The sequence below is a fragment of the Companilactobacillus furfuricola genome, assembly GCF_003946325.1.
In the GTDB taxonomy this organism is placed as follows: Bacteria; Bacillota; Bacilli; order Lactobacillales; family Lactobacillaceae; genus Companilactobacillus; species Companilactobacillus furfuricola.
In genome coordinates this window covers 1-25,287 of the sequence record NZ_RHNT01000024.1, presented here as the reverse complement: position 1 = coordinate 25,287, position 25,287 = coordinate 1, and the positions used below count along the sequence as shown (strand labels likewise).

The window sequence follows — 25,287 nt, the reverse complement described above, 5'->3', positions numbered from 1 at the left end:
ATGTTTACTCCTAAGACTTAGACGTTACATATTGTAACATAGTGGATATTAAGACAATAATATTTTACTGCTAATTTCACTATTTTGTTGCATAAATCTCTTGTTTTAAAACACCAACATATGGCAAGTTACGATAACGCTCATCATAATCCATTCCATAGCCTACAACAAACTCATCCGGGATCTTCACGCCATTGTAGTCAACTTTGACATGTTTGATCCGGCGTGATGGTTTGTCTAAAAATGATACGATCTTGATAGACTTGGCATTGCGAGTCTTAAATAAGTCAACTAAACGATCCAGAGTATAGCCAGTATCAATAATATCTTCAACAATGACAACGTCTCTGTTAAGCAGTGAAGTATCTAGATCCTTGATGATCCTCACATCACCAGTAGAAACGGTATTTTCACCGCCATAACTAGAAACATCCATAAAGTCATATTCCATTGGAATATCCACATGCTTGATCAAGTCCATCATAAACATGGCTGCCCCACGTAAGATACAGACGAACAAGGGATTCTTGCCGGCGTAGTCTTTCGTTAATTGAGCACCTAAACGCTTGTTAGCTTCAGCAATTTCCTCTTCTGAAACTAAAACTCGTTCTATATCGGAATTCATTTCTTTACCTCATTAAAATTAATTTTGAAAAATTTGTTACCCTTGGGTAAATAGTCGCCTATATTATATATTTTTTCAACCCAAACTATTTGATCGTCAAACAATAATATCGGTAAATCATCTCTTCTTGCAGCAGGGATCTTTTGATTAATCAAGCGTTTGCTTAACTTTTGGTGCTGCAGAGGACTAATAGCTAATCTATCACCATCTTGTCGCGTTCTCAAAACAATTTGCCTTGGCATCGTTGCAACGGAAAAAGTCGCATCAGTAGGACTAGATTCACTGAGGGTAAAAATCTTCGAACCAATTTGATATTGGTGATTTAATTTTACCAAAAGATTCAGCTTTTCGGCGGTTTGTTGTTTACATATTTCAAAATCATTATAACTTCGTAAGAATTTCCAGCCATTTTCCAAGTTTAATGATCCATTTGGCTTATTTCCTTGACTAATATCAATTATTTGCTTGATCTGCTTATTGCTGATCGAAAGCTCAGGGATCCTTCTGGTAAATAAGCTACCCCAAAACAATGTCTGCTGTTTTCGATTCAATTCCAAAACCGGGACTAATTCACCGCGCAAATCGTTTTGATCATTCGTCAATTTCATTTTCGATTCGATCGAATTAAATTTATTCTGAGCCAGTTCGATCAATGCGGTTAATTGACGATCGAATAAACCAAAATGATTCAACAATTGTCCATTTTCTTTTTGCAGTTGAGGGAAAATATCATTTCGCAGACGATTACGCATCGTAATGTCTTCAAAGTTGGTCGCATCCTCAAAATACTTAATTCCATGGTTTCGGGCAAATTCGATCAATTCTGCCTTGGAAAAATCCAACAATGGTCGCAGTAACTGACCGACACTAAAATCTCTTTGGCGTTTTAAACTCGTGACTTCATAAACATTTCCTGAACGAATCAGCTTCATCAAAATATTTTCGGAGAGGTCGTTAGCATGATGCGCTGTCAACAAAGTATCAAAGCCAGCTTGTTGCATCGTTTCATCAAAAAAATCATAACGAAACTTGCGGGCAGCTGCCTCCATACCCACGTCACCTTCAGGATGATGCCATTTAGTCGTAAAAAACTTTAAGCCCTGTTTGTGGCAATACGCTTCAACAAACTTAGTTTCAGTGACACTTTCCTGACGTAATCCATGATCGATTGTAACGACGCCAATATCAGATGATGGAATGATCTGTTGAACTAAATAACACAAAACCATTGAATCGACCCCGCCGGAAACAGCAACGAGGACTCTTTTAGCATGATAATGTTCAAGGATCCGTTTAACTTTACTTATCAATATTTATTGCTCCTAATAAAAAAGGTTGAGACAACGTCTCAACCCCCTTGATTTGTATTAATTAACCGCGACGACCGCCACGTCCACCACGCTTACCTTCGGTATTCTTACGTAGCGTACTTAGACGTTCTTCACTTTCTTTCATAAAGCCAGACATCATATCATCGAAACTTTCAACGTGATGTGGCTTTGGCTTTCTATCGTGATGATGACTAGGTCTAGGCTTTGCAGTAGCTTGTTTGATCGATAAAGCAATTTTACCATTCTTGTCATTTAGGACTAATACTTTAACTGTATCGCCAACCTTTAATACATCGTTTATATCTTTGACATAACTATCGGCGATCTCACTGATGTGAACCATCCCGCTTTGGTTATCTCCAAGATCTACAAACGCTCCAAAATTAGTGATTCCGGTAACTTTACCTTCTGTTTTGGATCCTACTTCAACTGTCATCTAAATTAAAAATTCCCTTTCCCTATTTTTGAACACCAGTGTCATTTACAGGTAGATTATATACTTGTTCCCCTGGCTTGGTGTACATATATTTATCACGAATGTACTTTTCTAAGTATGTCGTGTCTTGCAATTGATTCAGTTGAACTTTTAAATCCTTTTGAGTCGATTGTTGTTTCTTCAACTTCTCTTGATTTAACTCAACTTGCTGATTCGTTTGAGAATAAGCCCGTTGCGATAATAATATTTGGGTCCCGAAGACCAAAATAACAATAGCAAACAATGCACCGATGAAAATCAGGCGCCGTTGATGAACTTTAGTCTCATAATTTGACTGAACATTTTCCGCACTAGAAACAGAATCCCGCTTATCACTAAGCAACGAGATCTTTGAATTCGCTGAATTTCTTAACTCCATGCCACTATATCCCCCGTTAAAATCATTATATTGAGTATATCAATTTTAAGGGGCATTTTGTTAAATTTAAATATTTTTTAAACTTTGGTTAAGAAATTACTAGTCGATTTCTTCGTAAAGATCTCCTGATTCATTTTTCTTGGTCGTTTCCCGGGTGCTCAAAACCCGGACCTTCATCGTTCTTTCACCAAAGTGTAATTCAATCACGTCACCAACCGAAATATCGGTTGAAGATTTAGCAGTCCGATCATTGACTAAGGCACGACCATTATCGGTAAATTCCTTTGCAACTGTCCGACGTTTAATGATCCGGCTGACCTTTAAAAATTTGTCTAATCTCATTATTTATCCTCTATTTTCATAATCTTAGTTAACTTTTTCCCTAAAGGAAGGATCTCCCATTCTTTTTTGCTGAGCAGTCTGAACTGCCAAACTAAAAAGACAAATATCACGATACCGACTGGGATCAAAATCAAATTGATCAGTATCGAAGTTTTTCTCGTCAAGAAAACAAAATGGACGAACAACTGCTCAATCGCACGAACAGACAGAGCCATGATCGCACCCGCCAAAACTGTTTTCAAAACAAAACTAACTCGTAATACTAAAAACTTTAAATCACTGTGGTAGACCACTAATAATCCAAGCAAAATCACCAACTCAGATACTACCGTCGCAACCGCTGCCCCAGCAATGTAAAACCGTGGGACTAATAAAACGTTCAAGAAGATTTTGCAGATCATCGATAATATGAACAAGATCAATTTAGCCATATTTTTGCTAGAATCACCACTAGTAACTGCGATCAATAAATTGATCGTTGAAACTAGAAAAATCGAGCACATATAAATTGCTAAAGCCACTGACCCTTGAGAATCAGTGAATAACATGGTGTTGATATCTGGCATTAGGGCAATCAAACCTGCTGTTTCGGCAATCGCTAACGTCAAGCAGACCCGAGTCATTCGTCTGATCAACTGATTGTGTTCATCGCCTTGATTGCGTTTCTTAAGCTGGGGCATGATCGTCGAAATAAACGACACAGAAATCACTATCCCTAACTGGATCAATGGTTGAGCTCGATCAAAGATACCCTTAGAAATCTCCGCTTGTGGCAAGGACATCCCCGAATGCATTAACAACCTGATCATGCTAAATGAATCGATGAACTGGTAGAAAATCGTGATCCCGGTAAAAAAGACGATCAAGACGATCTCTAACCCAAAGCCTCGTTCAAGTTTGACCTTGATCTCGCTAGCATCCACAAAAACATTTCGTTCTCGACGAAAGAAAGTAACAGCTAGCACAACGACCGCAACGACACCTCCAACAAATGCCCCACTGTTAGCCAACGCACCCATCTTATAAATATCGATCAAGCCTTTACCAAACAAAACTGCAGCAACGATGATCAACAAGATCCGCAACAATTGTTCCAGCAATTGTGAAATTGCGCTCGGTCCCATGTTTAAGTCACTCTGAAATGCCCCGCGCAAAGTTGCTTCAAAAGGAACTAATAAAAATGCTAGGCTCACCGTTCTAATTTCCAAGTACAAACTCGGATCACCCATAAAAGTGGCAATGGCACGGGAACTACCCCACAAAATAACAGTGAGTGAGACCGTACAGACTAGTAACGTAAAAAATAATACTTTAAAAAGTTTATTCCTGGCTGGTTGATTTTCCTGCTGGGCAAACATCTTTGAGAATACCACCGGTAACCCCGTTAACGCTAGGACCGAAAATATCCCATACAATGGATACACTTGTTGATAAATAAAATATCCTCGATCGCCAACGATATTTTGCAACGGGATCCGATAAATAGCACTCAACAATTCTGATACAAACGAGGCAACCGTCAGGATCCAAGTCCCTTTGATTGCCTTAGAAACTATTTCTTTTTTCATACTTCATTTGCTTGCTTAGTTTTCTTTTTCTTCAACTGCTCGAACTTTATTGCCATCTTCTCGGCAAAAATCTGCAATTGACTGAACCAGTCATCTTTATCGACACTAGTCGAATCTAACGTGATGACAAAGGAACCATTATTATTCTTAACGGTAGCTTTCATCGTGGTATTTTCTAAGAATTTGAAAACTAAATCTCCTGTTAAATAATCCGTAGCCTTCTTTGAGAAAGTAATAGCTATTTTGCCATCTTTCATCCTTACTCGTGAAACGAGTGCTTCGTCAAAGTTAGCTTTCAGTAAACTGACATCCAGTAAATTAGTAACTTCAACTGGATATTTACCGAATCGGTCGATCAATTCAGAACGAACTTCTTGATAGTTCTCCACGGAATCGATCTGGCGGATCCGCTTGTAGAGTTCGACTTTTTGCCGCTCATCAGTGATATAGTCAGCTGGCAAATAAGCATCCAATTCGAGATTGATCTCCGAATTGGTCTTTTCTGTCTTCGTATGACCACGTTTTCGAGCCACGGCTTCGTTGAGCATCTGCGTATACAGATCAAAACCAACTGAATCGATAAAGCCATGTTGCTGCTTACCTAATAAATTACCAGCACCACGGATCGACAAGTCGCGCATGGCGATCTTGAAACCTGAACCTAGTTCCGTAAAGTTCTTAATGGCCTCGAGTCTCTTCTCGCCTACTTCAGTCAGTACCTTGTTCGGACGATACATTAAATATGCATAAGCCACTCGACTGGAACGTCCGACCCGTCCTCTGATCTGATAAAGTTGCGATAATCCATATCGATCAGCATTTTCAACGATCAAAGTATTCGTATTTGGCATATCGACACCAGTTTCAATGATCGTTGTAGTGACTAGGACGTCATAATCGCCTTCCAAATAATCGGCGATCACACCTTCCATCTGGGTCTCATTCATTCGACCGTGTGCCGTAGCAATACGAGCTTCTGGTACTAAAGCTTGGATCTGATCAGCAGTTTGTTCCATGTCTTCGACCCGATTGTGCAGGTAAAAGACTTGTCCGCCTCGTTCCATTTCTCGCCTGATGGCACTAGCAACTACGTCAAAGTTTTGCTCCATAACATAAGTCTGGACTGGATAACGATTGCTAGGAGCCGTCTCGATCAATGAAAGATCACGCACACCCAGCATCGACATGTTCAAAGTTCTCGGAATTGGCGTTGCTGTCAGTGTTAACACATCGACGTTAGCCTTTAACTCCTTGAGTTTTTCCTTGTGACGAACACCAAATCGTTGCTCCTCATCGATGATCAACAGACCAATGTCATTGAATTTTACATCTTTTGACAACAAACGATGCGTTCCCACAACAATATCGATCTCACCAGTTTGTAATTGTTCCACGATCTCTTTACTTTGTTTCCTAGTTTGGAACCGCGACAAGACCGCAATATTGACAGGAAAGCCTTCAAAACGTTCTTTCATAGTTTCATAGTGTTGTTGAGCTAGCAATGTCGTTGGAGCTAAGAAAACCACTTGCTTACCACCTTCAACTGCTTTGAAGGCTGCTCTTAAAGCAACTTCCGTTTTACCAAAACCAACATCTCCGACTAACAGTCGATCCATCGGATGAGCTTTTTCCATGTCACCCTTGATCTCTTGGATCGATCTTAATTGATCAGGTGTTTCCGGATATGGAAAGGCGTTGTCAAAGTCATGCTGCATTTCGTCGTCTTTAGGAAAAGCATGACCTTTTTCAGCTTCACGTTTAGCATATAGGTCGATCAACTCATCAGCGATGTCCTCAATACTTGATTGGACCTTACGTTTAGTCTTAGCCCATTCTTTTCCACCCAGTTTGTTGATCTTGGGCGATTTACCTTCGGATGAGACATATTTCTGAACCATGTCCAACTGCGATACCGGGATAAAAAGCCGACCGTCATCACGATATTCGATCGTGATGTAATCTTGATGTTTGCCGTCAACTTCCATCGTCTTCATTCCGATGAACTTACCGATACCATGGTTAACGTGGACGACGTAGTCGCCTGGTTTTAATTCCGAATAGCTTTTCAATCTTTCCGCATTAGCTAAAGTTTGGTGACGACGACGTTTAGGTTGCTTGTTGAAAAGTTCCTTCTCGGTGATGATCGCGACCTTTTTCTCAGGCATCTCAAAACCTGTCCCCAAGCTAGCATTCATAATCTGTGTACGATACGGCAAGACTTTCTCAACTGTCGTCAACGTTGCATTGATACCGAAGTCATTCAAAGTATTACTGATCGACTGGATCCGTTTTTCATTACTGATCAAGATCATGACGGTATATTCTTGCTTTTGCCATCTTTCGACTTCCGACTTCAATAAAGGCATTTGACTGAAAAATTGTTGCATCGATCTGACCGCAACATTTTGGAGCTGATTCAGTTTCATCCGTCCCATGCCTTGTTGCAAAGTCGACAAGAAAATTTGTGCATGGTGGTCAGCTTTTGCCAATTCGACAAAATTGCGACGGATCTTTTGTTCTGGTAACGCTTTGCCGTACTCTAATTGCGAAGTGAGCCAATCGTTATTGTCGGCATCATTATCATTTGATTGTTCGACCAAGCGATTGTACTCATTAAAGATAACGATATCGGCATCAGCTAAATAATCGAATAAACTGCTAGGCTTATCGATCAAATAATCAACGATCGCCCCTAAGTTATCGGGACGCATGCCTTCGGATAATGCTTCGATCATTTCACCAAAGGTCAATTCCAAATTATTCTTAACGTCTTTGTCTTCAGTTTCTAATTGCTTATCATAGCTCTTTTGTAATTTCTTCAAGCCAGCATCCGCTTGTTCTTGAGTAATTATCCTATCTTTGGCTGGCCAAAGCGTGATCTGTTCAAGTTGGGAAAGACTACGTTGCGTTTCGGTATCAAATGATTTGATTTGATCAACTTGATCACCGAAAAATTCGATTCGGATCGGGTCATCGACATTTAATGGATAAATATCGACAATATCACCACGAATGGCAAAATCACCAGGCTTAGCCACGAGTTTTTCCTTACTATAACCCATTTGGACAAAGGTCTGATTTAAGTCTTGCAAGTTGTATTCTTCATTTTTTACTAGCGTAAACTGCGATGCTAGAAATAATTCTTTGGCCGACAAGGCATATTCGATCCCAGATGTTGAAGTCACTAAAATACCGGGTTCATCACTAACTAGAAAACTCAACGCATCCAAGCGTTGGCTCAATTCTTCTGGAGAACTAGTGGCGATCTCGGTTGATATTGCTTCTTCGACTGGGAATAAATGTATATGCTCAGTGTCCAAAATATTCAGATCATCATACAAGCGATTGGCATGATAATTAGTATTTTCTACGATCATTACTTTATGACCGGTTTTATTCATCGTATCCAATGCAAAAAGGGAAATCGTCGAGCCCATCAAGCCTGTCAACGCGTTCTTCGTATCAGGCTTAACGTTCTCGATAAATTCCCCGAGATTGAGTTGGTTCGTAATGTACTTTAAAAAGTTCACATTTGGCCCCCTTCCAATAAGGTACCTAATTGTATTTATTCATTAATTGATCGAAACTAGCTCCATCGATCCAATCTTCCACGGCTGCAGCCGCATTGTCGATCCCATTAAAGGCTGCTGGAGCATCGTCTTTTGAAAAAGGTGTCAGGACCCAATTAACAACTGTTTGTCGTTGTGGATGCTGGATACCAATTTTAATTCGTTTGAAATCTTGTGTACCTACAGCAGAGATTATACTCTTAATTCCGTTATGACCCCCGGCTGAACCCTTGGAACGTAATCTGATCTTACCGATCGGCATATCCAGATCATCTTGAATGACCATGATCTCATCGTCTTGGATCTGGAAATAACCTTTGAGCATACGGACCGCACGCCCGGAATCATTCATAAACGTCAGTGGTTTAACTAAAAAAACTGTTTCGGATCCGACTTTAAATTTACAATATTCAGCTTCAAAGTCTTTCTTAGTAGAAGTTTGTCCATAACTATCCATTAATTTATCGATAGTCATAAAACCCATGTTGTGCTTAGTTTTGTCATACTTTTTACCAGGATTGCCTAGTCCAATAATGCATTTCACTGTAATTCCCCATTTCGAAGTCCAATTATATCATTATACAATAGAAAAATTTTTCGCTAATTTCGTAAGGCCATTGTACATTATTGGTTATTATTTGTATAATTGAATACGGCAACAAAATATAATTTTTGAAGGGATGATATTTTTTATGACGACTCCAACAAATGAAAAGAACCATCAAAAGGTACTTCTAGTCGGTGACGGTGCTGTAGGTTCATCTTACGCATACGCTATGACACTTCAAGGTATTGCACAAGAACTAGTTATCTGTGATATCGCTAAAGATAAGATCCAAGGTGACGCTTTGGACCTTGCAGATGCTACTCCTTGGACTTTCCCTAAGAACATTCACGCAGGTGAATATTCAGATGCTAAAGATGCTGACTTAGTAGTTATCACTGCTGGTGCTCCTCAAAAACCAGGTGAAACAAGATTAGACCTAGTTAACAAGAACTTGAACATTTTGAAGACAATCATCGACCCAATCGTTGAATCAGGCTTCAATGGTATCTTCTTGGTAGCTGCTAACCCTGTTGATATCTTGACATACGCAACATGGAAACTTTCAGGATTCCCTAAGGAACGAGTAATCGGTTCAGGTACATCACTTGATACTGCTAGATTACAAAAGTTCGTTGGTGAAGAATTTGGCGTTGATCCTCGTTCAGTTCATGGTTACATCATGGGTGAACACGGTGATTCAGAATTCGCTGTTTGGTCACACCTTACAATTGGTGGCATAAGAATGGATGAATGGATGGAACAACATCCAGAAGTTACTGAAGCTAAATTGGACGAACTTTATAAGACAGTTGTTAACGCTGCTTACGATATCATCAACAAGAAAGGCGCTACATTCTACGGAATCGGCGCTGCTCTTGCAAGAATTTCAAAAGCTTTGCTTTCTGACGAAAACACTGTTCTTCCATTATCAAACTACATGGATGGCGAATATGGCGTTTCTGATGTATACATCGGTTCACCTGCTATCGTTAACCGTAACGGTTTGAAACAAATCCTTGAAATTCCATTATCAGATAAAGAATCTGAACAAATGCATGCTTCTGCTGATGCATTGAAGAAGATCATCAAGGATGGTTTTGAAGCTACAGGTATTAAAGGTCGTCAATAGGATGGTCGATTAAGAACTCCATTTGAGATGGGGTTCTTTTTTTTGTACTCTAAAACGGGCTGTGTAGATGGTGAGAGGAAAGAAGCAGCAGTAGTGGTTTGGTTGTTTTTGTTGGTGTTGAGATGTGGTTGGATATTTTTGTAGAGCTTTGTTGTTTTGTTGCTGGGATTGAGGTAGTAGTTTGGTTGTACGTTCAATGCCGGTTCCGGGTCGGGGCGCTATATGGGACTGGAACGCTGCCGACGCAATTTTGAGCTACCTGGAAGTTCGCCAGGCATCTCAAAACTTGGTCTTTCACTAGGCAATAAAATTGCCAAGTGAAATTTGGCGGCTGAGCCCATATAGCGCCCCGACCCTCCACCTAGATAGTATGTATAATCCCCCCCTTGGGTTGAGATTTACCGACTTATTTTGATCAAATCGGCACTTCTTGCGCGTCCTATTTCTCACATGTCCATCTCAATCTTCTCCAAAATGGTAAAATCAAAAGCAAAAACAAAAGCCAGATCAAGCCCCGAACCTAACCTAATTGCATATTATTCAAGTTTTGAATCAAGCTTATTCCTTGAATATTTTCGATGATGTTCTCCATAAAAATGTAAAAGATAAATTCAAGAACCAGGATCGTAAGACCGTAAAAAAATAAGTTCAATTGTTAAAACCAAACAACTTACATGTGTAGGAATAAGTACCGTAATCCCCCACCAACAAGGAAAATTTGTACTACCTTAGGTTCTGTGGAGGGTGGAGGGAATTCGACCGTCAGCCGTGAAATTCCACTTGGCGACGAAGGAGCTTAGTGGAAGGACCAGCTGTGAGATGTCCGGGCGGTCTTCCCGGATAGCTCAGAGTGGTGCCTACGGCGTTCCGCAACACAATAGCTGACATTATCCGTAAAATTAGGTACAAACCTCTTACCCAATTCAAAAAATGTTTCACTATTAAACTAAGTACTGCAACCCCCACCAACAAAGAAAATTTGTACTACCTAGGTTCTGTGGAGGGTGGAGGGAATTCGCCGTCAGCCATGAAATTTCACTTGGCGACGAAGGAGCTTAGTGAAAGGCCCAGCTTTGAGATGTCCGAAGCGGTTTTCTTCGGATAGCTCAAAGTGGTGCCCATGGCGTTCCACGGCGCAATTCCCGGAACCCTCCACAGAACCGGCAATGAACCACACCCCCAAAATCCCCCGTCTACTTTAGTTTTCCGCCAAACTACTGTATTATAAATACATTAGAGTGCAAATGGGAGAAAGATTATGTTAGTTAAATCATTAGTACTAAAGAAAGAAAAATTGACTACTGTTAAAGAGACAGTGACCCTTGAAGAAGCCCTCAAAGTGCTTGAAGATTCTGGTTTTCGTTGTGTTCCTATTTTAGACGAAAGTGGACAAATATTTAGGGGAAATATTTACAAGATGCATATTTATCGCCACATTTCTCGTGGTGGTGACATGAGCCTTCCGGTTACTACTTTGATGAAAAATGCTACGAAGACTATTAATGTCGACTCGCCTTTTTTCAAGGTATTCTTCAATATTAAAGACTTGCCTTACATTGCTGTGTTGGACGAGTCTAACTTGTTTTATGGTATTTTGACTCACTCGAGATTGCTCAGTATGTTGTCTGATGCTTGGAATCTTGAGATCAGTAGCTACGTGCTAACGGTCAGTTCATCTGGCGATCGTGGCGATTTGGTGAAAATGTCTAAGATCATTTCTAAATACGTCTCGATTGCTGCTTGCGTGACCTTAGATGCTAAATCTAATGAAGTGGTTAGAAGAACTCTCTTCACACTTCCATCAGGTACTTCGACTGATACGTTGAAGGAAATCATTAAACGCCTTGAAAGAAAGAGCTTTGTTGTCTCAGAGATCGACGACTTACAATCAGGTCGGATCCTTGACAAAAATACTCTTTAAAAAAAACCGTTACGTACTAAAAAACCTTTTGACTGGATATATTCCAATCAAAAGGTTTTTTTAATGGGATTCAAACACTGGTACATCGATCATTTTAAATAAATGAGTCTGTTTTAAATTAGAACCATAATCCAAGTGACCACTAAAACTGTAAAAAAAGAAGTCATTTCCATCAAAGGAAATTACTTCCAATTTAAGTTCTATTTGCGGATCACATAACGTAATGTTGGTCCATTTTGTTCAACCAGTAGTACTTCATGATTTCTGTTGCGAGCATCGACTGGTATGTTGTTGATCGATTGTGGACAATCGCTAATAATTTCGATTATCTCGCCGTCTTTCATATCGTTGTAGGCATTAACGGTTGTCATTGCCGGGAATGGACAAGGTTCCCCTTCAAGATTCAAAAAATAATCGATCGTGTAATCTGTTTTTTTATTTTCTTCTTCAGCCATTATGATAGTCCCTCCTGTACTGTAGTTGTTGGTGCTTGTTTCTTATTAACTTTTCTGAAATACCATCTTACGTAGAGCCATAACAAGAGCGCCATGATCCCATAACCAATGTAAGTTACGATCAAACCGCCGTACGGTCCGAAGACTTTGAGCAAGTTGACTTCTGGTGCGTTGTAAGCAAGGAATGGTGCGATTTGATCCCAAACTAAAACTAATAAGATCGAACCGATGACATTGCCCACGCCCACTAGCATGTAGTGAACTTGACCTTCCATGGCACGGTACATCCAACCAGTTTCACAACCACCGGCAATAACGATACCAACACCGAAAATGAAGCCACCAAAGACTGTGTTGAGTCCAGCCCAGTGGATCGTTGCGGGAATGCCATTTTGAATGAACACGAAAGTTCCAACGGTACTAATGATCATTCCCAAGAGAATTGCGACTGTCATATTTGAACGTCCTGCTGTCCAAAGATCACGGAAGCCAGATGTAAAGCAAACTTGTCCTTTTTCAAGCAAAAAGCCGAATAGTAGACCAAATACTAAAACTAGTGGGAAAAGTGACTGCTTGTTGTATTCGATAAAGAACAAGAACAAGATCAATACGGCCATCAAGACTAATAGCCAATTATTCCTAGTCGTGTGATCTTTATCATGAATGCTATAAAGTGTTTTCTTGTGGACTTTCTTCATCTTGATCTTAGATTGAAACATTGGTCTTTGAATGATCTTAGTACCAACATAAGTACCTAAAACTGTAAAGATCGAGAAGATCCATGCGTGAAGCGAGAACTGTGGGATCCCAGTAAAGAAAGCTGCTAGGTTGCATCCCATTGCTAATCTAGCACCAAATCCAGCCAAAATCCCGCCACCCAAAGCTTGAAAAACCCGTGTCTTAGATTGTGGCAATCTGAATTTCACATTATTTGAAATCAGTGCGGAAACAAAGATTCCAATAAACATACCAATGATCATTACCCCATCTATTCGATCAAGTGGTGTGCCTTGAAATTTAATTAACTTGAAATAGGAAAACTTCGAAGTGTCGACCCCAACAAAGTTCATTAGATGTCCGCCCCATCTTGTGAACTCTCCAGTAACGGCCCATTGCTTACTAGTAAAGCCGAAGAAGTAAGCTGAGAGCACGCCTAATATGGGGACGACGATCAACGGGTCCCACGATTTCCTCAAACGATTCATAAAAAATCCCCCTATTTGTAAATTATTTCACCAATCCATTATAGCAGATAGGTATATTTATTAAATCGTTTTCATTTTATATTTCAAGATTTTTAGGGTATTCCCTTAGCAAAGATAAATTATTTCTATCGATTCCTAAAAACTGATAGCAGTCTCACTTATCAGGCGACCAATCAACTTTTATACGACATTTTATTTGAATCATCTGTGCAAAATATTACCGGTTGGGAAATTTTTCAGAATAGTATTTTGAGACGATTTTCATCAGAAATTAAAAAAATCTGGAAGCATTTTCCCAGATTTTGTGAAATATTATTCATATTTAGTTGAAACATCATTGAGACTAGCAATGATTTTTTCAAAGTCGCTCTCATCGATCGATCTCAAATCAAGATAGACCTTACCGTGACTGATCCGAGTGATGATCGGATACTTAGCATATTCCAAGCGACGGTTCAATTTAGTCTCGGAACTTTGTGCGTGCAAGTCGAGCAAGTAAGTTGGCAATTGGACGTCAGGGAATGAACCACCGCCGACCATCGAAGTACCTTGTTCGATCGTTGCTTGATAATCAGTTTGATCTTCGATCATTTGTTGCAATTTTTTAGCTTTTTCTAGCATCCGATCTGCTTTCATAGTCAACTCTCGAAGCACCGGAACTTTTTCGATTGCCGTGTCTGGATCACGATATAGCTTTAAAGTTGCAATCAAAGCCGATAACGTCATCTTGTCAACACGTAAAGCTCTTAACAATTGATTGTGTTTGATCTGATCGATATATTTTTGCTTACCGGCGATGATCCCAGCTTGTGGTCCACCTAATAATTTATCGCCTGAAAACATGACTAAATCGCAATATTCGAGTTCTTCGGAAATTGTGGGCTCGTGGCCTAATCCGAATTGATCCAAGTTGATCATCAAGCCGCTTCCGAGATCATTGACTAAAGGTAAGTCATGTTCTTTACAGACAGCTGACAATTCACGAGCCGTAGGCGTTTCAGAAAATCCGATCAGCTTGTAATTACTCGTGTGGACCCGGAGGATCCCGCCAGTTTCTTCATTGATGGCATTTTCATAGTCTTTAACGTGAGTCTTATTAGTAGTACCAACTTCTTTTAAGATACCACCGGTACTAGTAATAATATCAGGCACTCTAAACGAGCCACCGATCTCGACTAATTGTCCACGAGAAATAATTACTTCTTTTTGGTTGAATAAAGTACTCAAAACTAACATAACAGCAGCAGCATTGTTATTAACTACGATCGCATCGTCAGCACCAGTTAATTCTGAAACTAATTGACCAACGTATTTATAACGATCGCCACGTTGTCCAATGGTTATGTCGTATTCCAAGTTGGTTGCGTGGCTAGCCACGTCATCGATGGCAGCTTCCGCCTCTTTAGCAAGCTTGGCACGACCGAGATTAGTGTGTAAAACTACCCCCGTCGCATTGACGACTGATTGTAAGGCACTAACGCGGCGATCATCGAGAAGTTTTTCCATCTTCGTATCAAAAAAGTTTTCACGCAATTCCGTGATTTTTCCTGCTAAAATACCCGAACGAGTCTCATCTAAGACTTTCGTGATCATTTCTTTGACGACAGAAGTGTCGACCTCTTGCTCCCATTTCTTGGCTGACTTTGAATTTAACAAATCATTCATTGATGGAAGTTTCCGGAATAATGTTTTTTGATCCATGATTAAGCCTCACTTTCTGTCATCATTTTATCGATTGCATTTAAGAGCACTTTTACTTCTTCTTCAGTATTAAAACTAGACAAGGACAGACGCACGATCCCTTGCTCAACGGTGCCATAAGTTTGATGAACCTTTGGCGCACAGTGAGCTCCAGATCTTGAAGCAATTTGATATTCATCCCACAGCCATTGACCGACATCAGCCGCGTTAATATCACTAAGATTAAAGGCGACTACTCCAGTCGTCGGCACATCCCTAGGAGTGTAAACCTTGATACTAGGATATTTTGCCAGCTTATCTTGGATCATATCAGTCAAATGTTGGACACCAGCACGGATATTGTCAGTCCCGTGATCAAGCACATAGCTGACTCCAGCTGATAAACCTGCAATTCCCGGAACATTGATCGTACCCGCCTCTAAGTGAGTTGGCAATTCGTCTGGCATAGTTGGCTTAAACGATTGAATACCCGTGCCACCGCTCTTTAATGGCTCAATATCAAGTGGTTTACGCAAACAAATACCGCCAATACCTTGTGGACCATACAATGATTTATGACCGGTAAAGCATAAAATATCAATGCCCATCTTTTGTATATCAATGTTCTCATAGCCCGCAGTTTGCGCAGCATCGACAATGAGTAGCATGTGATGTTCGTGGCAAAATTGGGCGATCTGATCGATCGGTAAGACATATCCGGTAACGTTAGAAGCGTGAGTGCAAACCATTAGTTTCGTATTCGGCTGAACTAATTCTGCCAATTTTTCAGTTTCCAATCGACCAGTGTTTTTATCGAACGGCAAATAGCTGACTTCAACGCCCTGATTTAATTTGAGTTGTTCTAAAGGCCTAATAACTGAATTGTGATCATAATCCGTGGCAATTGCATGATCTCCTTTTTTGAGCAGGCCTTTTAAGACGGTATTCAAGCTCTCTGTGACGTTATAAGTGAAGCTGATCAAGTCAGTCGATGGTACGTTAAAAAGCTGTTTTAACTGTTCTCTGGCGTGATTAACGACATCACTACTGTGGACTGAAAAATCTGACGAGTCACGTCCGGGATTGCCATAAGTCCCACTGTTTAAGACTTCATAAACTGCTTGAGATACCGCTTTGGGTTTGATTGCTGTGGTTGCTGAATTATCGAAATAAATCATTTGCTCTCCCTCTTAGTCAATACTCGCATGTTTTCTTGACGACGCGTTACTCCTTGCTTGTCCATATATTCCAAGATCATCATTCCATATTTCCGACTAGCGCCTGTGAGATCACGGAATTGGGCCAAAGTCATCGTTTCATTTTCTTTCAAATAAGCAATGACTTGTTGAGTCACGTCTTCAAAAGCAGATTTGAGCATGACATTTCTTTCCCCTAATCTAATTACTTGATTGCCGATCAACGATTTGAATACTTCTTGCTTATTCTTATCATCGCCAACAATATCCTCGTCGTTTGGAGGCGTCAAAGGCTGTTCTTTCAAAACAGCAATGATCTCATCATATGCTTGTTGTTGATACTTATTGAATTTGACCTCAAATTTAGCATCGGCAACAATGTAGCCTTTGATCTTGATCAATTTCTCCGAGACCATATGCTCCAAGATGCGTTCCATCGTCTTCCCATCGACGATCGATTTGAAACGAACTAATAGTTCCTCTTTGTTCATCCCTTTTTCAAGGCGATGCTTCTTATGATACTTATCAAGTTCGCTTACGACATCTTGTTTGAAATTAGCTAAACGCTCATTATTGATAACTAGTTTACTGAAACTAGTTACTTTATTTTGTTCCTTCAATAAGGAGACGATCTCTTTGGCTTCCTCAACAGAAATATTTAAGTAGTCAGCAATGCCATCAACGGTAGCCCCCAACTCAGATTGATTCATCAAGAAATCAAGAGCAATTTGTTCTTGATTCCCTGAGGCTTTGACTGACAACTGTTCCAAAACATCATCATTGTAACGACGGTGTTTTTTCGGATTTGGATCAAGGACTGTGCCCCCACCGATCAAAATCATTGGTGAATAAGATCTTAAAATGAAGCGATCGCCTTTTTTAACGGCCACTGGACGTTCCAGACGTAGTTGCAAGTAATTCTCAGTTTCTGCTGAAACGTGTTCTTCGCCCAAGGGAACTACTCTGGCAATGATCTCTTCAGCACCTAAATAAACGCGAACACGACTCCACAATTGAACTAGATGGTAGCTCTTGTCAGGCAATAAATTGAAGTCGACATCGAGCATATGCGTCGGTTCGATGTTCCCTGGTAAGGTTAAAACATCGCCACGACTGATCTCATCAGTTTTGATATTAGTTAAATTAATCGCCGTTCTCGTGCCCGGAAGTGCTTTATCGACGTCTTCATCGTGGACCTGAATGTTTCTGACTTTGGTTTTCTTCCCACTAGGAAAAGCTTCCAGCGTCATATCTTTCGTCAATTCGCCTTCTAGCAATGTTCCCGTAATGATGGTCCCAAATCCTTTGATCGAGAAAGCACGGTCCACATTGATCCGGGGGATTCCATTGTCTTTTGGTTTCTTGATCGATTCGACCTTTTCATCCATGATCTTGATCAAGTTGTCCATATTAGTCCCACTGACCGCATCAACTGGCACGATCGGTGCTTCGATCTTGTGATCTTTTAAAAAGCTTTTCACGTCTTCGGTAACTAATTCTTGCATTTCATCATCAACGGTATCGATTTTACTCAAGACTACGATGTAATTGTCGATCCCTAATAGCGACATGATCTCGACATGTTCTTTTGTTTGCGGCATGATGCCTTCAGCTGCATCGACGACTAGTAAAACTAAATCAATCCCACTCAAACCAGCGATCATATTTTTCAAAAATCGTTCATGTCCGGGAACGTCAACGATCCCGACTTGTTCATGGTTTGGTAAATCGAAAAAAGCGAAGCCTAAATTGATCGTTAAGCCACGCTTTTTTTCCGCTTTGAGAGTATCTGTGTCGATACCAGTCAAAGCTTTGATTAAAGTTGTTTTACCATGATCAACATGTCCGGCCGTCGCAATAATAATTTGATCTTGACCTATTGTTTCCATGATATCCTCCTATTGGTCAACCTCGTAGGTGCTCTTAACGCCAACGCGGTTGCCGATGTAAATCTTTTTGTAAGTGAATCCCTTATCGGCAAGCAACTTTAAAATGTCTTGTTTTTTTGTGTAATCGAATCTAACACTCATTCCGCACCCGGCTGAAATAGTACCAGGTGTTGAAATGATACTGGGTGTAAACTCAGGATGTTCTTTCAACAGATCCTTTGCACTTATCGCCTCGTGCGTTGTGTTAAATGTCATTAATCCGAATGTATGTCCCATTTTAAACGCCACCTTAGTCTGGTCTTACAATCCGATTTTGTTTACGCATCATGTCGACAATTTCGTACATGTTGGAAATACTACCAATAGCGACTTTATCTTTAAGACCAAAGAAGTCGAGACAGGCACCACAAGCATAGATATCGACTCCTGCTTCAGCTAATGGCTTCAAGTCAGTCAAGAAGTCGGAACCTTCAACAACTAATTTAACTCCACCGTTATAACAAATGATCTTGTCTGGAAGAACATCTTGTTCTGTTAGTGAATAAACAAAGCTGTGTAACAAGTTACGACCTAATGTCTCATCACCATGACCCATTACGTCAGTGTTGATAACAACGATGTACGATTCCCCTTGTTCGTTGAAACCAGCTTTAGTAGGTTCTGGTTGTCCAGATTTATCTGTCCTCTTTAACCTAACTTTCCACTCGTTTTCGCCGTTTTCTTTTACGCCGTACTCGTAGTTTTGTTGAGCAGCTAACTTTCTCAAGTTTTCCGGTGCCATGTCATCATTGACTAAGATCTCGATCTCGTCAACATCCTTTAAAGCCTTTTTCGACATGATGATCGGAGCTGGACAAACTTTATCTAATGCATCAATTTCCTTCATGCTATTTCCCCCTAGATAACTTTGATTTCTTTATCCTCTTTTTCTACTACACTACCAATTTTAGCACTCTTTAAGTCTAATTTATTTAATTTTGTAAGCACTTCCTCAGTGTACTTAGGATCAATACTAAACAACAGACCACCAGAAGTTTGTGGATCAAATAAAACTTCTTCCAGTGCTAAATCATCAAATGTAAAGTTGATCTTCCCGTCTAAGAATTTCCGGTTACGTTGCCCGCCACCCGTAACGAGCAATTCACCGGCGCATTCATAAGCTTGTGGCAAGATCGGCAATGAGGTTGAATCGATAACCGCTGAATACTTATCAGCTAAAAATTCATTCAAGTGACCGAGTAAGCCGAATCCAGTGATATCAGTACATGCTGATACTGGATAGTCACGCATGATCTCTGAAGCATACTTATTCAACGTAGTCATACTCTTAATGGCACCGTCAAAAGCATCTTCACTAGTTTGATCAACACTGTAAGCCGAAGTGATGATCCCAACGCCTAGTGGCTTCGTCAAGATCAAGTCATCGCCAAGATTGCAAGTATCGTTACGCCAAATCTTCTTAGGATCGACGATCCCATTGACCGAAAGACCGTACTTTGGTCTATGGTCTTGGATCGAATGTCCCCCAGCTAAAAAGCCACCTGATTCAGTAACTTTTTCCAAACCACCTTGTAAGATATTTTTCAAAATATCTTGGTTCATTTCTTGTGGGAAACAAACGATATTCAATGCTGAAACGACTGAGCCCCCCATTGCCCAGACGTCGCTCAAAGCATTAGTTGCCGCAATTTGTCCAAATAAATATGGATCTGTAACCATTGAAGGGAAAAAGTCGATTGTCTGAATAATTGCAGTGTCATCGTTGATTTTGATGATTGCGGCATCATCAGTCGTTTCATAGTCGACCATCACATCGGCTTTTTTCTCTTGATGAATAGTTTTTAAAATTGTATCAAGCTTCCCCGGGCCTAATTTTGCATTACATCCACCACATACAATTAATTTTTCAGTTGAATCCATAACTCATCCCTCTATTTCTTTAAATTTATCAGGTTCAACTTATTTCGTTTCTGAACTAGTTTCACCATTTTGTTCAGCTTGTTGAACTGATTCGTTCTTCTGTTTGATTCCTTGATATAACATTTGGAATCCTGTGAAAGTAACAACGACGATGATCAACCATGTCAAGACGTTAAGATCAAGACTCTTAACGAAGAGCACAGCGATAACAACACCGATGACACCTCCGATAGTGATACCTAAACTAGCGTTACGGTTGTAACTACCAGATTTAACGAATTCATAAGCTGCAACTGGCATCAAGACAGCACATGAAGTCATCATAATTGGGAAAGCTACAGCTGGACTCATTCCCAGCATGTAAACTAAAGCCATACATGGTGCGTAAAGACCAACACCAGCCGTCATCAAGGCACCTAGTAGGAAGTTACCTACAATAGCAATGACTAAGCTTGTGCCGTGAAGTCCGATAGCGGTATTTCCGTTACCTAGAGCACTTAGAACTCCCATTTGTGACAACAACATTAAGACAGCTGTGATAACTAGGGCCGTTCCCATGATGATCCGAACGATCTTTTCGTTGAACTTACTCATGAATTTTGAACCTAAGAATGATCCCACCGCAACAGCGGCAACCATTGAAAGCAATGTTGTTCCTTCAACTTTGATCGTATTCGTGAACAAGAATGCTTCAGCGATAACTGGGATCGCACATGAAACAGTTAATGTACCAGGGATCAATTTATCTGATTTTAGATACTTAGTTAGTTTCAATAACATAGTTGTTGGTGCATAACTTCCGATACCTAAGGCATCTAAAAAGTTAGTGATAAATCCAATAACTCCGGCTTTAGGGATGCTGCCATCGCTTTGGCCACGATGTTTGAGCAAGTCCCTTCCGAATAAAATAGCGATGTAAACTAGCAATACTGCTAAGATAATTTGAATAATACGTAAAATCATGTTGATCCCCTCCTTACTTCAATTCGAATCCGTTTGATAATGGGTCTGTTGGGTCAAAGACAAATTGGTTAAAGCCTGTGATCCAAGCTGAACCAGTGATTTCTGGAATTATCGCTGGCAAGTCGCCTGCTTTAGTTTCTTTGACGATACGACCATAAAACTTAGTCTTTAAAATACTTTCATAAACGAATTCTTCATCGATACCAAGTTCACCCTGCGCTTGCAACGTTGAAATTCAACAACTTCGCTGCCCATCTTTTTGGCAATCTCACGAAGACGTGGCTCTTGTCCACCACATTCGCATTCAAGCAAGCCGATCTTCTTATGAACTTGTGGATATGGCATGCCGACTAAGAATGCACCGGTAGTCTTAGTAACTGGCGTTGATTCGCTTCCGGTGTGACCTGTAAATGGTCCACCAACTGTGATGTCGCCATACGGGACTATATAACCACCTGCTGCATCAATGAACTTCTTAGCTGGTAATCCAACTGGGACATTTTCAAATACGGTTGAACGTTCTTTAATACGTCCATCCAACGTAATATCCTTGTCAATGAAAGGCTTCCTATCTTCGATTGCTTCGGCAATGCGTTTGATAGTTTCGGTATTATCAATAATTGCGTTAGCCTTAATTGGCAACTCACCAGGTTTTAAGACAATTCCTAATAGTTGACGAACGATAACCCGTTCATCACCTGCAGGATACATGTTAGTCAAGAATTTAACTTTGATCTTAGGTTCGTTCTTACATGCTTTACCTAGAGCAAGCACTGCTGCATGATGGATCTTCTTGACAGCAATATAACCAACTTTGGCATCTGTGATCTCGAGCATATATTTCATTCCACGGACTATTTGATCAGCGTAACGTTCCTCAACTTGAGTATTGTGGCAGAGCAAAGGTTCACACTCTGCAGCGTTAGCGATCAAGTAGCCACCAGGGATCTTATTGGACAATTTAACATCGGTAGGGAAACCAGCACCACCAGCTCCAACGATACCGGCATTTTTAATGTCAGTTAAGTAATCGTCAGAATCAGGAATGTGGACATAATCTTCCTTGCTTTGTTCTTCATCGGCATCAATAATAATAGCTTTATCAGTAATGTCAGTGACTGTACCAGTAAGACTTGCATGAATATTTGCGCCTAAACCATCAGGTTCCGCAATCAATTCACCTCTTTTAACACGTTGACCAACTTCGACAATTGGTTTGTCAGGTCCGCCAACATGTTGTTTTAGTAAAATAGTGACTTTTTCCATTATTTTTTCACCTCCTTTGACTAGAATCACGAACTACATCCGTTTTCATTCGCACGTTCATAGTATCACAAATGAATAGCTTATTTAAGCAAATATTTCACATTTAATCTAATTAGAATTTTGTTAATAATTTCATAGTTATTGCCTCAACATCTTCCCAATTTCTGAAAATATATTACACTTGAAAAATTTTTATTATTTAATATTTGGCTAATCATATTTAGTCTTTTTCCTCATTGACATGTTCAAATGTAATTGCTAACATATTCTTTGGGAGTGGATAGGTTCTGGTGTTCCTTCTAGTCTTCAAAACTAGTATGAGGGGTTAATAGCTTCTTAGGTGGGTTCGATTCCCACACATTCCCGCCACGCATATAAAACTAACTTCAAGGATTTGAAGTTAGACTTAAAAGCTTGATTTCATAATAAAAAAGATCAACCTATTTCTAGGATTTGGTCTTTTTTATTTTTCCCCATTTTCAAATTGAGTCAAACAAAAATAATTATGATTTCTGAAAAAGACAATTGGTCTATATATGTCATGAATTATGTGAATTCATCAATTTGTGATATTAGATTATGGTAATTTTTTCACAATATCGTTATCATTTTTTTGTTGTATTTATCAAAATCAAAACAAAAAAAGCTGAGAAAGTGAATTTTATTTCATCTTTCTCAGCTTTTTTACTTTTGTTTGTGACATTCTAATTGTAAACGTTATCAACAATATATTACTATTATACTATTTTCTATTTGATACATAAACTCGAGGTAAACGTTCAGCCAAACAGCACAAGATTTCATAATTGATCGTATCGGCGTATTCCGCCACGTCAGTCGCTGTAATCTCTTCATTACCACTTTTACCTATAAGCGTTACTTTCGTTCCTACGGGCATGTCATGTGGTAATTTGACCATAAATTGATCCATGCAGACCCGTCCAACTATCGGATAACGTTGTCCTTGGATCAAGACGTCAAAGCCAGACATTCGGCGCAACCATCCGTCAGCATACCCAAGTGGTACAGTCCCGATCCATTCCGGAACATCAGTCGTATAAGTAGCTCCATATCCAATACTCTCACCAGCACTAACTTTTTTTGAAAAAACTAGTTCCGAATGCAAACTCAATACCGGCTTCAATTCAAATGGCAAAGTTTCGATATCCGTCTGCGATGGGTTCAAGCCATACAAGGCAATTCCGTAGCGGACCATGTTGATAGCTAGATCTTGGTGCCATAAGGCGGTTGCAGAGTTAGCACAGTGGATCCAGCGAAAATCAATAGGTAAGTTGCTCTTCATTTCTTTGAATTTGGCTGCTTGCTTTTCAAAATATTGCTCATCTGGACTATCAGCTGTAGCAAAGTGCGTAAACAATCCCTCAGGAATAAACAAATTAGGATTGTCCTTAATGTACTGGCTAGCCTCGATGAGATCTTCATGATGGCGAAAACCGATCCGCCCCATCCCACTATCGACAGCTAAATGGATCTTAAGTTGATAAATATCTTGTTTAGCAGCTTCTTTTAACCAATCCAGTGAACCAACCGTCAGTGAGATGTCAGCTTTATTAGCAATCTCTGCATAACTTGCTGGTGTGATACCTAAGACTAAAATCGGAGCAATCACCCCAGCATCACGGATCTCGATCCCTTCATCCAAAGTAGCAACGCAAAGACCAGTTGCTCCATATTGGATCTCAGCTTTAGCGACCTTAACTAAACCGTGACCATAAGCATTAGCCTTAACCACTGCAAAAACATCGGTCCCCTGAGGAACTTGTTGCAATTCATTATCCAAATTATACTTCAAATTATCCATATTGATCTCAACCGTAGCCGGTCTATGCAATGATGGTATCATCTTAAACTTCCTCCAAAATGACTTGAGTTATCACTAATTCATCAGTATCAGAAATTGAAATTTGTATATTACCAGTAAAAATATCGGTCTTAATATAAGGCTGACCAGATTCATGATTCAAAATACTCATATCATGAAAGCCGATCTTCCCTAAACCAGTACCCATAGCCTTAGTAAAAGCTTCCTTAGCCGAAAAGCGCCCAGTCAAATAAGTCATCTTCTGCTTCTCAGTATGAAGCTCATCAAAAACCGCGATCTCATCAGTATTCAAAATCTTCTCCAAAAAACTCGGATGCTTACCATAAATCTTACGAAACCGAGAAATCTCAGCAATATCAATACCTAAACCTTTAATCATAAACAAACATCCTAACCAAAATTATTTTCAAAAAAGAATCAAGTAAACACTAATTTTAAAACTAAAATAGAAAAACGCAAAGAAAAAAGAACAACCCAACATCAACAAAAAAATCAAAACTACTCTCCATCAATATCAATACATCATTATATTAATAATAATTAATCATCAGGTTTTCCTGACCACAATTCAAAATCCAAAAGATAGGAACCGACACAATCATCCCAGGAATCAAAAAAGAATAAGTACCTCATGCCAAACCCAAACAACTTAAACAAATAAAAATAAGTACCGTAATGCCCCACAAAAGAAGATCGTTAACACTACCTTAGATTCTGGTGAGAGATGGAGGAAATTCGCCGTCAGCCATGAAATAAAGGAACGTAAGTGCTTATGCACTTGCGCCACCATTTTTGTAGTGGCTACGCCACCGAACAATCAAGGATGCCACGGCGACATTTCCGGAATCTCTCGCCAGAATCGGCAATCAGCCCACTATCAACCAAACAACCACAAAAAACCTTAAAAATCGAGTAGGAGGTAGCTAGGCTACCGACCTCTCACACCACCGTACGTACGGTTCCGTATACGGCGGTTCATTAACT

22 protein-coding genes, 1 tRNA gene and 1 pseudogene are annotated in these 25,287 nt (G+C 39.9%); 3 read left to right on the top strand and 21 right to left on the bottom strand.

The genetic code is table 11. The features are described 5' to 3' along the window. Positions 1-79: 79 nt before the first annotated feature. The 8 genes from hpt to pth form a co-directional block, all read right to left on the bottom strand. A complete protein-coding gene (gene hpt / locus EKM78_RS07625) occupies positions 80-625 on the bottom strand; it encodes a hypoxanthine phosphoribosyltransferase (RefSeq protein ID WP_125770988.1) in 546 nt (181 codons plus the stop codon). Continuing rightward, positions 622-1,935: a tRNA lysidine(34) synthetase TilS gene (gene tilS / locus EKM78_RS07620; protein WP_245994986.1), complete on the bottom strand. Its 1,314-nt coding sequence runs from the start codon at positions 1,933-1,935 to the stop codon at positions 622-624. The genes hpt and tilS overlap by 4 nt, the downstream gene beginning before the upstream one ends. A gap of 61 nt (positions 1,936-1,996) precedes the next feature. Beyond that, positions 1,997-2,392: a S1 domain-containing RNA-binding protein gene (locus EKM78_RS07615; protein ID WP_125770986.1), complete on the bottom strand. Its 396-nt coding sequence runs from the start codon at positions 2,390-2,392 to the stop codon at positions 1,997-1,999. Positions 2,393-2,414: 22 nt separating this feature from the next. Then, positions 2,415-2,810, bottom strand: a complete 396-nt coding sequence (locus tag EKM78_RS07610) for an FtsB family cell division protein (RefSeq protein WP_125770984.1) — start codon at positions 2,808-2,810, stop codon at positions 2,415-2,417. 99 nt (positions 2,811-2,909) lie between these two features. Beyond that, positions 2,910-3,152, bottom strand: coding sequence for an RNA-binding S4 domain-containing protein (locus tag EKM78_RS07605; protein WP_125770982.1), 243 nt, complete (start codon positions 3,150-3,152; stop codon positions 2,910-2,912). After that, positions 3,152-4,720 carry an oligosaccharide flippase family protein gene (locus EKM78_RS07600; protein WP_125770980.1) on the bottom strand — a complete coding sequence of 523 codons (1,569 nt, stop codon included), beginning with the start codon at positions 4,718-4,720 and terminating at the stop codon, positions 3,152-3,154. Before EKM78_RS07600 ends, EKM78_RS07605 begins: the two co-directional genes overlap by 1 nt. Next, on the bottom strand, positions 4,717-8,250 hold the full coding sequence (mfd, locus tag EKM78_RS07595; RefSeq protein ID WP_125770978.1) for a transcription-repair coupling factor: 3,534 nt from the start codon (positions 8,248-8,250) through the stop codon (positions 4,717-4,719). The genes EKM78_RS07600 and mfd overlap by 4 nt, the downstream gene beginning before the upstream one ends. A 25-nt stretch (positions 8,251-8,275) precedes the next feature. Next, a complete protein-coding gene (gene pth / locus EKM78_RS07590; protein ID WP_125770976.1) occupies positions 8,276-8,833 on the bottom strand; it encodes an aminoacyl-tRNA hydrolase in 558 nt (185 codons plus the stop codon). Between the two features lie 148 nt (positions 8,834-8,981). Here pth and EKM78_RS07585 point away from each other — a divergent pair, with 148 nt between their 5' ends. After that, a complete protein-coding gene (locus tag EKM78_RS07585; protein ID WP_125770974.1) occupies positions 8,982-9,965 on the top strand; it encodes an L-lactate dehydrogenase in 984 nt (327 codons plus the stop codon). 1,258 nt (positions 9,966-11,223) lie between these two features. After that, positions 11,224-11,886 (top strand): cyclic di-AMP binding protein CbpA, encoded by a 663-nt coding sequence (gene cbpA, locus EKM78_RS07580; protein ID WP_125770972.1) that lies wholly within the window; start codon positions 11,224-11,226, stop codon positions 11,884-11,886. Between the two features lie 200 nt (positions 11,887-12,086). On the opposite strand, the gene yedF (EKM78_RS07575) is transcribed toward cbpA, so the two are convergent. The 11 genes and pseudogenes from yedF (EKM78_RS07575) to EKM78_RS07525 all read right to left on the bottom strand — a co-directional run. Further along, entirely contained in the window at positions 12,087-12,341 is a 255-nt protein-coding gene (yedF, locus tag EKM78_RS07575; RefSeq protein WP_125770970.1) for a sulfurtransferase-like selenium metabolism protein YedF, read from the bottom strand. Then, positions 12,341-13,546, bottom strand: coding sequence for a selenium metabolism membrane protein YedE/FdhT (gene yedE / locus EKM78_RS07570; RefSeq protein ID WP_125770967.1), 1,206 nt, complete (start codon positions 13,544-13,546; stop codon positions 12,341-12,343). The genes yedF (EKM78_RS07575) and yedE overlap by 1 nt, the downstream gene beginning before the upstream one ends. A 312-nt stretch (positions 13,547-13,858) precedes the next feature. After that, positions 13,859-15,247, bottom strand: a complete 1,389-nt coding sequence (gene selA, locus EKM78_RS07565; protein ID WP_125770965.1) for an L-seryl-tRNA(Sec) selenium transferase — start codon at positions 15,245-15,247, stop codon at positions 13,859-13,861. A gap of 2 nt (positions 15,248-15,249) precedes the next feature. Beyond that, positions 15,250-16,404: an aminotransferase class V-fold PLP-dependent enzyme gene (locus EKM78_RS07560; RefSeq protein WP_125770964.1), complete on the bottom strand. Its 1,155-nt coding sequence runs from the start codon at positions 16,402-16,404 to the stop codon at positions 15,250-15,252. Further along, entirely contained in the window at positions 16,401-18,311 is a 1,911-nt protein-coding gene (gene selB / locus EKM78_RS07555; RefSeq protein ID WP_125770962.1) for a selenocysteine-specific translation elongation factor, read from the bottom strand. The genes EKM78_RS07560 and selB overlap by 4 nt, the downstream gene beginning before the upstream one ends. 9 nt (positions 18,312-18,320) lie before the next feature. Continuing rightward, entirely contained in the window at positions 18,321-18,587 is a 267-nt protein-coding gene (locus EKM78_RS07550) for a putative Se/S carrier protein (RefSeq protein ID WP_125770960.1), read from the bottom strand. Positions 18,588-18,600: 13 nt separating this feature from the next. Then, entirely contained in the window at positions 18,601-19,197 is a 597-nt protein-coding gene (yedF, locus tag EKM78_RS07545) for a sulfurtransferase-like selenium metabolism protein YedF (protein WP_125770958.1), read from the bottom strand. An 11-nt stretch (positions 19,198-19,208) separates the two neighbouring features. Beyond that, positions 19,209-20,231: a selenide, water dikinase SelD gene (gene selD / locus EKM78_RS07540; RefSeq protein WP_125770956.1), complete on the bottom strand. Its 1,023-nt coding sequence runs from the start codon at positions 20,229-20,231 to the stop codon at positions 19,209-19,211. A gap of 39 nt (positions 20,232-20,270) precedes the next feature. After that, the gene (locus tag EKM78_RS07535; protein ID WP_125770954.1) at positions 20,271-21,194 is read right to left on the bottom strand and encodes a sulfite exporter TauE/SafE family protein; all 924 of its coding nucleotides are present in this window, start codon (positions 21,192-21,194) and stop codon (positions 20,271-20,273) included. Positions 21,195-21,207: 13 nt separating this feature from the next. After that, positions 21,208-21,420 carry a proline racemase family protein gene (locus tag EKM78_RS07530; RefSeq protein WP_245994980.1) on the bottom strand — a complete coding sequence of 71 codons (213 nt, stop codon included), beginning with the start codon at positions 21,418-21,420 and terminating at the stop codon, positions 21,208-21,210. After that, positions 21,405-22,460: pseudogene (locus tag EKM78_RS07525) on the bottom strand (proline reductase-associated electron transfer protein PrdC); the annotation flags it as partial. The pseudogene EKM78_RS07525 and the gene EKM78_RS07530, both read right to left, overlap by 16 nt. A gap of 272 nt (positions 22,461-22,732) precedes the next feature. On the opposite strand from EKM78_RS07525, the gene EKM78_RS12660 reads away from it, so the two are divergent. Further along, positions 22,733-22,829 (top strand) — tRNA-Sec (locus EKM78_RS12660). A 373-nt stretch (positions 22,830-23,202) separates the two neighbouring features. On the opposite strand, the gene alr is transcribed toward EKM78_RS12660, so the two are convergent. Continuing rightward, complete coding sequence (alr, locus tag EKM78_RS07520) at positions 23,203-24,324, bottom strand: alanine racemase (RefSeq protein WP_125770952.1); 1,122 nt, start codon at positions 24,322-24,324, stop codon at positions 23,203-23,205. A 1-nt stretch (position 24,325) separates the two neighbouring features. Then, entirely contained in the window at positions 24,326-24,682 is a 357-nt protein-coding gene (gene acpS / locus EKM78_RS07515) for a holo-ACP synthase (RefSeq protein ID WP_125770950.1), read from the bottom strand. Between the last annotated feature and the right edge of the window lie 605 nt (positions 24,683-25,287).